This window comes from Klebsiella sp. 10982 (assembly GCF_048589245.1).
Lineage (GTDB): Bacteria > Pseudomonadota > Gammaproteobacteria > Enterobacterales > Enterobacteriaceae > Klebsiella > Klebsiella quasivariicola.
In genome coordinates this window covers 1-7,957 of sequence record NZ_JBMAXV010000078.1, presented here as the reverse complement: position 1 = coordinate 7,957, position 7,957 = coordinate 1, and the positions used below count along the sequence as shown (strand labels likewise).

The 7,957-nt window shown below is 50.6% G+C and carries 7 protein-coding genes; 3 read left to right on the top strand and 4 right to left on the bottom strand.

Annotated features, from left to right (window positions below; translation table 11 throughout):
• The coding region (locus tag ACKLKD_RS27060) for a reverse transcriptase domain-containing protein (protein ID WP_256984501.1) at nucleotides 1-795 on the bottom strand (795 nt) is incomplete at its 3' end.
• Between the two features lie 406 nt (nucleotides 796-1,201).
• Here ACKLKD_RS27060 and umuD point away from each other — a divergent pair.
• Together umuD and ACKLKD_RS27050 are read left to right on the top strand one after the other, a co-directional pair.
• Nucleotides 1,202-1,633, top strand: coding sequence for a translesion error-prone DNA polymerase V autoproteolytic subunit (gene umuD, locus ACKLKD_RS27055; protein WP_001568036.1), 432 nt, complete (start codon nucleotides 1,202-1,204; stop codon nucleotides 1,631-1,633).
• On the top strand, nucleotides 1,633-2,904 hold the full coding sequence (locus ACKLKD_RS27050) for a Y-family DNA polymerase (RefSeq protein WP_087806399.1): 1,272 nt from the start codon (nucleotides 1,633-1,635) through the stop codon (nucleotides 2,902-2,904). Before umuD ends, ACKLKD_RS27050 begins: the two co-directional genes overlap by 1 nt.
• 81 nt (nucleotides 2,905-2,985) lie before the next feature.
• Here the strand turns inward: ACKLKD_RS27050 and ACKLKD_RS27045 are convergent, their stop codons facing one another.
• From ACKLKD_RS27045 to ACKLKD_RS27035, 3 genes are all read right to left on the bottom strand, one after another.
• A complete protein-coding gene (locus ACKLKD_RS27045; RefSeq protein WP_011977819.1) occupies nucleotides 2,986-3,960 on the bottom strand; it encodes a ParB family protein in 975 nt (324 codons plus the stop codon).
• Nucleotides 3,960-5,165, bottom strand: coding sequence for an AAA family ATPase (locus ACKLKD_RS27040; protein WP_011977818.1), 1,206 nt, complete (start codon nucleotides 5,163-5,165; stop codon nucleotides 3,960-3,962). The genes ACKLKD_RS27045 and ACKLKD_RS27040 overlap by 1 nt, the downstream gene beginning before the upstream one ends.
• A 1,145-nt stretch (nucleotides 5,166-6,310) precedes the next feature.
• On the bottom strand, nucleotides 6,311-7,177 hold the full coding sequence (locus tag ACKLKD_RS27035) for a replication initiation protein (protein ID WP_004118283.1): 867 nt from the start codon (nucleotides 7,175-7,177) through the stop codon (nucleotides 6,311-6,313).
• A gap of 535 nt (nucleotides 7,178-7,712) precedes the next feature.
• Between ACKLKD_RS27035 and ACKLKD_RS27030 the strand changes: the two genes are divergently transcribed.
• A complete protein-coding gene (locus ACKLKD_RS27030; protein WP_014343462.1) occupies nucleotides 7,713-7,826 on the top strand; it encodes a hypothetical protein in 114 nt (37 codons plus the stop codon).
• Nucleotides 7,827-7,957 lie beyond the last annotated feature (131 nt).

Sequence of the window (7,957 nt, the reverse complement as noted above, 5' to 3'; positions counted from 1 at the left end):
CGAGATAACCGCACCCTGTGGGGTGCCTTCCTCCGATGCCCGCCATTCTCCTTCCTCTGAGGTCCCGGCTGTGAGCCACTTTCGTATGAGCCTGATTACCCTCTGGTCGCCGATTCTGTGTTCTATGAACCTGATTAGCCATTCATGGCTTACCTTGTCGAAGAACTGACTAATATCGGCATCCAGTACCCAGTTTACATTGGTCCGAACCAGCCCTGTGGCCAGTGCGTCCAGCGCATTGTGCTGGCTTCGCCCGGGTCTGAACCCGTATGAAAACCCCATAAAGTCATTTTCGTAGACTGCATTCAGGATCTTAACCAGCGCATACTGGACGATTTTGTCCTCCAGTGAGGCGATGCCGAGCGGGCGCTGTTTTCCATCCGCTTTCGGGATGTAGTGCCGCCTGCCGGGCTGAGCCCTGTAACTACCCTGATGAAGCCTCCGGTGCAGATCTGCTATGTTGACCTTCAGGTTTTCGGCGTAGTCCTTCCACCTGACACCATCAACTCCGGCAGCCGCTTTCCTGCTCAGGGAGAGGAATGCGTTCTCCAGTGCCTCTGCTGTCAGGAGGTGGAACAATGCGGTAAACCGTTCTTTCTTCCGCTGCTTCGCAGCTTCCCGCACGCGTGACAGCCTCTGTGACATACTTTCCCGGCTCTGCGTCCGGCGCATGTGTGGCTGTTCCGCGTTTCCCTTGGCCCCGCTCCTTCGCTCCACTGACTCCGCTCCTTGCGGATTGTTCGCCAGATTCGCAGCTACTATGAGCGAGTCCGACTTCTCCTCTCCGTACATCACCGGCTTCGGCTCCTCGCCTTCCCGGTGCGGGCCATCTCCGGCACTGGCAGATGGTCAGAGGGGAGATCTCCCGGTTCCCGCGTAAAGATCGTATTGACATGCCAGGGTCTCAGACCCCGCCGGGTCCATATGGCACTCGCAGTAACGCACCCTATGATGTTGCCTTCCGTAAACAGTACAACGTCGGCACCCGGGAATTTAATATACATTTCGTGGCTCAATGGCTGGCCTGTCAACACCCCTGTCAACGCTTCGCCCCATACCTCACGGTATACAACGCATGACTCGGGGACCCTGTGGATTGCTGGTCCTTCAATGGTCGGGGACTTTCACCCCTTGATCTTTACCGGTCTCCCGGCGCACACTGTATGTATAACCAGTAAAAATTAGAGTGTCAGGAGGAAAGATGAAACTACAACTTTTCAGCACCGGGAAAGAACTCCCGCCACAGGCCCATCCATTGTTTGCCGATCTGGCCAGCTGCGGTTTTCCCAGCCCTGCTGCTGACTATGTCGAGTCCGATCTGGATCTCCATGATTACTGCATACGGCATCCGAGCGCGACGTACTACCTGCGTGCCAGCGGAGACAGCATGGCCGACGGCAGTCTGTACAATGGCGATCTGCTGGTTGTGGACAGTGCTGAAAAGCCGCGGCACGGCGATATCGTTGTCGCCAGCGTACAGGGGGAGTTTACGGTGAAACGGCTTCTGCTGACGCCGCGACTGACGCTGCAGCCCATGAATGCCTCCTGGTCGCCGATTTATCCTGATCCCGACGAGCTGGATATCTTTGGCGTTGTCACGCATATCATCCACCGCCCGAGGGAGATGTACTGATGTTTGCCCTGGCCGATGTGAACAGCTTCTATGCCAGCTGTGAACGTGTTTTCCGCCCGGATTTGAAAGGAAAGCCGATAGTGGTCCTGAGCAGCAACGACGGGAACGTAATCGCTCGCAGTGCCGAGGCGAAGCCCTGGATCAAAATGGGAACTCCGTGGTTTCAGATAAAAAACGAAAGATACCCGGAAAAAATATATGCGTTTTCAAGTAATTATGAACTTTACGCCTCGATGTCGGCGCGCGTGATGAACTGCCTGGAGGAACTGGCCCCCAGGGTGGAACAGTATTCAATTGATGAGATGTTCCTCGACCTGACCGGCGTGGAGCACTGTATGGAGCTTGAGGACTTCGGCCGGCAGCTGCGTCAGCACGTGTATGACTGTACCCGCCTGACCATTGGCGTGGGCGCCGGACCAACGAAAACCCTCGCAAAATCAGCCCAGTGGGCCTCAAAAGAGTGGAAACAGTTCCGTGGTGTGCTCGCACTGACCCGGGGGAATCCTCAGCGAACGCGGAAACTGCTTTCACTGCAGCCGGTCGAAGAGATCTGGGGCGTGGGAAACCGTATTGCACGCAAGCTCCATGTACTGGGTATCAGGACCGCGCTCGATCTGGCCCTGACGAACCCGGCCTTCATCCGGAAAAATTTCTCCGTCGTTCTCGAGCGAACAGTACGCGAACTGAACGGGGAAAGCTGCATGTCGCTTGAGGAAGCCCCACCAACGAAACAGCAGATTGTCTGCAGCCGCAGTTTTGGAGAGAAAATCACGGAGTACGATTCGCTCCGCCAGGCTGTTTGTCAGTACGCAGAGCGGGCCTCTGAAAAACTGCGTAAAGAGCACCAGTATTGCCGGCATATTTCCGTTTTCATCAAAACGTCTCCGTTCGCCATTAAAGGGCCTTACTACGGCAACGTGGCTACGGAAAAACTTCTTACACCCACTCAGGACACCAGGGACATCATTGCAGCCGCTACAACGGCTCTGGAGCGTATCTGGAGGGATGGGCACCGGTATGCCAAAGCCGGAGTTATGCTGAATGACTTCACCGGCTCCGGCGTTTCGCAGCTGCAACTGTTCGACGAACGCCCGCCACGCCCTCACAGTGCTGAGCTGATGAGGGTTCTGGACGGGATCAACAACTCAGGGCTGGGTAAAGTATGGTTTGCGGGGCGGGGTATGGCCTCGGAATGGCAGATGAAACGGGAGATGCTTTCTCCTGCTTATACGACACGATGGTCAGATATTCCTGCAGCGAAACTGGCGTGAAACTATGGCGATTTCACCTTGAAATTCTCAGCCTAAACTGCCTAATTACAATAAGTTAGATGTGAAATCGCCATGGCGAAATTATTGACTCAAATTTCTGTCAAGGACCTCGTTGATAGCCTTGTCCAGTTCATCCTGAATCACTTTTGACATACGGCTAAACTCATAAGTCAGCGTGCGCCCTTTCACACGCTTACGCGCGAACTTGTCCTTTTCTTCAAAAGACCAGAGTGGGGAAACCACTGACTTTTCCTTGGGAGATGGATCGATTAATGCCTGAGATGCCTGAGAAATCAGCTTCAGAATACTGGCTTTCTGTTCGTCTTCTGGTCGCTCGCCATCATTCAAAATTGCATCGAGCTGAGCTGATACAGCCTGAATGAGTTCTTCAGGAGTTAATCCCTTTTCACTAAGTTTTTCATTAACTTCTAAAAGAAGTTTATAGTCACTAAACGATAGCTCCGACTGAACCGGGAACAGAGAAATTAAGTCTTGCGGTACGGCCGCCGCCTGCAGCGCCCTGGTAACTTTAGCCTGAGATAACCCCTCCAGTTCAGCAATTTCCTTTTGATTAAATCCGGACTCTTTAAGAGCGATCAATCTCAGCCCAATCTCCCGAAGATTATGTTCTTTAGCTGTCTGGATATCTTTAGCCAGTTGGCGAGCTTCATCAGCTGATAAATGTTCTTCGGTAACCATTACATCAAGGCCTGTACGGACAAAAATTGCTGAGGCTCGCCGTCTTGAACCATCCAGTATCTCAATCCTTTCACTTTGCTTAATACCAATACAGGGAAAGAACTGCTGAAACTTAATCGTCTGGATAATGGATTTCAGGGACTCCCTGGTCAGTGCAAGTTGATCTCTTCCGTTGTTTTCCTGGTTAACGAATGTCTTACTTTCAACTTCAGATGCAGGCACCCGAACAAACCTGAACGTTACCTTCCTGCCGGTTTTTAAGGTAAATACCTGGCTTCTACCGGTGTCCGTCATTTCCGCTATTGACGCCTGGGTATTTAACTGTCTGCCGATGGTTTTTCTTTTCTCATTCGACATCACATACCTCCGTTAGTACGAATGAACTCGATGCGATCAAAGACTGCCTTCGCAAAGTCTTCCGCTGCTGATTTTGCGCTTTTTAGTGCCTCTGTACTTCCATCATAGGTTGCTGGATTTGCTGAAATAACTGTGTCAAAAGTCTCCCCACAGCGTTCGAAACCATCCAGTCTCGGCAGAACCATGTCTAGCATATCGGCACCGAAAACCTCTTTGGCCTGACTATGGCAAATTTTGTGATCAGACTTGTTCAGGATCTTGGACATGAAGCCGACATTACCGATGAGATTGCAGGTGTGCCCATCCATTTCAATGGAATCTATGAGGGCAGGGAGGCTGGCCACAAACTTTAGGGAAGAATGAAAATCAACCGTCGCCGGTGGAAGAGGGGTCAACATCAGGTCTGCCGCTCCAATGCAGTTTTTCAGGAACGCATCAAGGTGAGGACCACTATCAAGGAAAATAAAGTCGTAGTCATGCTGGAGCTTGTCGATAATGTTCTCTTTAAGCACCGCATGAATATTTTTCCCTGGCAGATGTTCTTCACACAATCCCTTCCAGCCTTCAGCAAGGAATGCATCGTCAATGGAAGCGGGGATTACATCAACACCAGGGATAATAGACGGTACTATAAAATCGGAAAGTAATTCTTCTCGAGACACGTTCTGGAGCATGGCCTGAGCAGCCGTATTTTCAACCAAGCCCACTGAATTCTCATGGCTCAGGAACATTGTCAGAGATGCCTGCGGATCGAAATCGATGGCCAGAATACGCAGGTCTTCGAACAGAAGCTGAGGATGAGCTCGAAAAGCATGTGATAATGAAGCGGTAGAAACTGTCTTGGAACCACCACCTTTAAGATTACATACAAAAATCGTAAAGGCTTTATCGAAGCGATCCCTGTACTTCGGTACTTTACGATGGTTATACAGATCGATGACATTCTGAATCGTCATCGCGTATTTCATCGTATTACCAGAAGGTTTCTTTTTAAAAATGTAGCCACCGGCTTCCATTTCGGCCACAGCATACTCAACACTGCCTTTACTGAGCTTAGGCAGCTTATACAGAGCGGCTTTGCTGTATTCCTGATAGAACTCGGTAAGCTTCAATTCCTCTTTTTGCTGGCGGATACTTTCGCTCAAAGATGTCAGAAGCTTACCTGCACGTGTAGCGACTTTCCGTAACTGCTCAATATTGTCCATTTATCACCTCATGACGTTTTTTGTCATTTTGAACAAAAAGAGTCATGTTGCAAGCAAAAATTCATATTGTTTTGATTTCGCTCTCAACAGGAGAGGGGGGAAGCTCGACGGGCGTGCTACTAAATCACACTGCAGCAACACGCAGACGCACTTTTGACCATCAACAACAACTCATACAAAAGGGCTTTGAGAAAGGTATCCAACTTGCAAGACAGGAGGGTCATTCAGAAGGATTCTGATTTTAGTTACGACCAGTGCAATGCTGAGCCTTATGTATCAGCGCTCGCCGCAGCCATGTAACCGAGCGTAGCGAGCGAACTGGCGAGGAAGCGAAGAGGAACCGTTCCGGCAGATAGCTCTTACGCTCAGCACAAGAAGAGTTTTCCATCCTCTGTGGGAAACAGGTCAACTTTATGGACGCTCCGGACTATGGGAAACAGGTCAACTTCGCGGACGGTCCGGACTATGGGAAACAGGTCAACTTCACGGGCGGCCGGGAGTGTGGGGAACAGGTCAACTTCGCGGACGGCCCGGACTATGGGAAACAGGTCAACTTCGCGGGCGGCCGGGACTGTGGGAAACAGGTCAACTTTACGGACGGCCCGGACTATGGCAAACAGGTCAACTCCGCGGACGGCGCGGACTGTGGGAAACAGGTCAACTCCGCGGACGGCCCGGACTATGGGGAACAGGTCAACTTTGCAGACGGCCGGGACTATGGGAAACGGGTCAACTTTGCAGACGGCCCGGACTATGGGAACAGGTCAACTCCGCGGACGGCCCGGACTATGGGAAACAGGTCAACTCCGCGGACGGTCCGGACTATGGGAAACAGGTCAACTCCGCGGACGGCCCGGACTATGGGAAACAGGTCAACTCCGCGGACGGCCCGGACTATGGGAAACAGGTCAACTCCGCGGACGGCCCGGACTATGGGAAAAAGGTCAACTTTGCAGACGGCCCGGACTATGGGAAACAGGCCAACTTTGCAGACGGCCGGGACTGTGGGAAACAGGTCAACTACGCAGACAGCCGGGATTGTGGGAAACAGGTCAAGTTAGGCAAGCACTATGGGAAATACAGCAAGTTTAGTTCCCCCCATATGTCAGCAACAAACTAAGGGGGGAGGGAAAATAAATTACAGACTATTGTTTTTTATCAAGAAAATTAAACAGCAAGCGACCATCTTCTTCAGTGGTATATGTTACCTTTAATGGCGTCTTCTCATTAATTTTCTTCAGAGCAGGTTCCAGGAAGGTACGCTTCATTTCAGCAATATTGTTTTTCTGCGAGGCAGGGAGCATAAACCTTTCACATAACCAGTCATGTGTGGTGATCCAGACACCAGTGCTCCGGAACTGACACAGGCTTTCATAAAGCCGGATGACACGAACACTATTAAGCTGGCCACAGTCATAGAGAGAATAGGTAGTGAACTGGGAGGTTAAGCCGACAAGGAATGGCATGACCTTGTAGTTAAATTCAATCTGCCAGGAACCCCGGCCTCGCTTCATTCCTGCTTCAGCCAGCCACGGACGCTTAACTTCTTCAAACTCACCTTCTTTTGGATAAAAGGTAACCGTTGATTCGCCCAGAGCATTTACCCCAGCCTTCACATCACGACTGGCGACAGACGTAGCGACATTGAAGTATTTGACGTAATCGGAAACGCTGATTTTGAAGAGCGGCAATACGTCAGAGTCATCTTCCTGGCTGTCGTTAAAATAGGCCTGCATGAGGCATAACCACAGCACACGTTTTGCCTGAAGAGGCAGGTAATATGCTGCTTCAGTCAATTCGTTAGATTGCTTTATACTGGCGCGTTTTTTAAACGTTTTAGTAGCTGGCAAGAGTGCTTGAGTATCCATTTCAATGCCTATGGGTAAATTTTTACCCACCCATAATGACAGTGAAAACAGAAATTGCAAGCTATCGCGATACTTATCCACCGGAAAAATCTGCACTTTATCCACAAGTGGATAATTGAGAACTGAACTTGACCTCTTTCCCATAGCTTGTTGATGCGTATCCCATAGCTTGTTGACACAAAACCCACTGATACGTGATTAATTTCCCATATTATGTTTACCAGTTGCCCATACAGGCCCCCTCTCAGGCCGCACTGTACGCGGCTTTCAGGCTCCCTAAAAGATGTAAAATATAGAAAAACAATAAAAAAGTACTTTATAAAAATATGCCCGTGGATAAGTGGATAACCACGAGGGGGAGGTGATTTTTCAGGCATTTAGCGTAAGCAGAATTTATAAGTTCTGTTCCCTGGTGCTTCCTCGCTCACTCGGGGCTTCGCCCTGTCGCTCGACTGCGGCGAGCACTGCTGGCTCGATCATATCCGTGGCCGGAAGATACTACTCCTCCCCCGAGTCGCTCTCCAGAGCCCGCTACAGCGAGACAACCCCCACGAAGATTTCTATCGTCCCTGCAGACATATTCGAATCGTTTTTATTAACCCTGGCTCCCGTCGTGACAGAACACTACGTCCTGTAAAAGGGGGACTAAGGCCCCTGAATCACACACCTGAAATTAATAATGCGGAGTTTTACGATAATGTCATTGCTGGAAACTTTCCTGACCGCTTCTCCCGCTTCTCAGGGGGCAACAATCCTGTTCCTTGCCATGCTGATCTACTGGCAAAAGCGATAAATCCATGCGGGCTGGCCTTTGGCCAGCTTCGCTGTATAAGGGGAAAAATGCGGCATATCCAGACATTTCACTAGGCAATTTGAATTCAGATATCTATGCTTGGGATCCGGTCAACAGGAGGTAACAAGGGC

Bases quoted from the DNA above. Each gene is read 5' to 3' on its own strand.
- umuD (WP_001568036.1), top strand. From the start codon at position 1,202: ATGAAACTACAACTTTTCAGCACCGGGAAAGAACTCCCGCCACAGGCC.
- ACKLKD_RS27050 (WP_087806399.1), top strand. From the start codon at position 1,633: ATGTTTGCCCTGGCCGATGTGAACAGCTTCTATGCCAGCTGTGAACGT.
- ACKLKD_RS27045 (WP_011977819.1), bottom strand. From the start codon at position 3,960: ATGTCGAATGAGAAAAGAAAAACCATCGGCAGACAGTTAAATACCCAG.
- ACKLKD_RS27040 (WP_011977818.1), bottom strand. From the start codon at position 5,165: ATGGACAATATTGAGCAGTTACGGAAAGTCGCTACACGTGCAGGTAAG.
- ACKLKD_RS27035 (WP_004118283.1), bottom strand. From the start codon at position 7,177: ATGGGAAAGAGGTCAAGTTCAGTTCTCAATTATCCACTTGTGGATAAA.
- ACKLKD_RS27030 (WP_014343462.1), top strand. From the start codon at position 7,713: ATGCGGAGTTTTACGATAATGTCATTGCTGGAAACTTTCCTGACCGCT.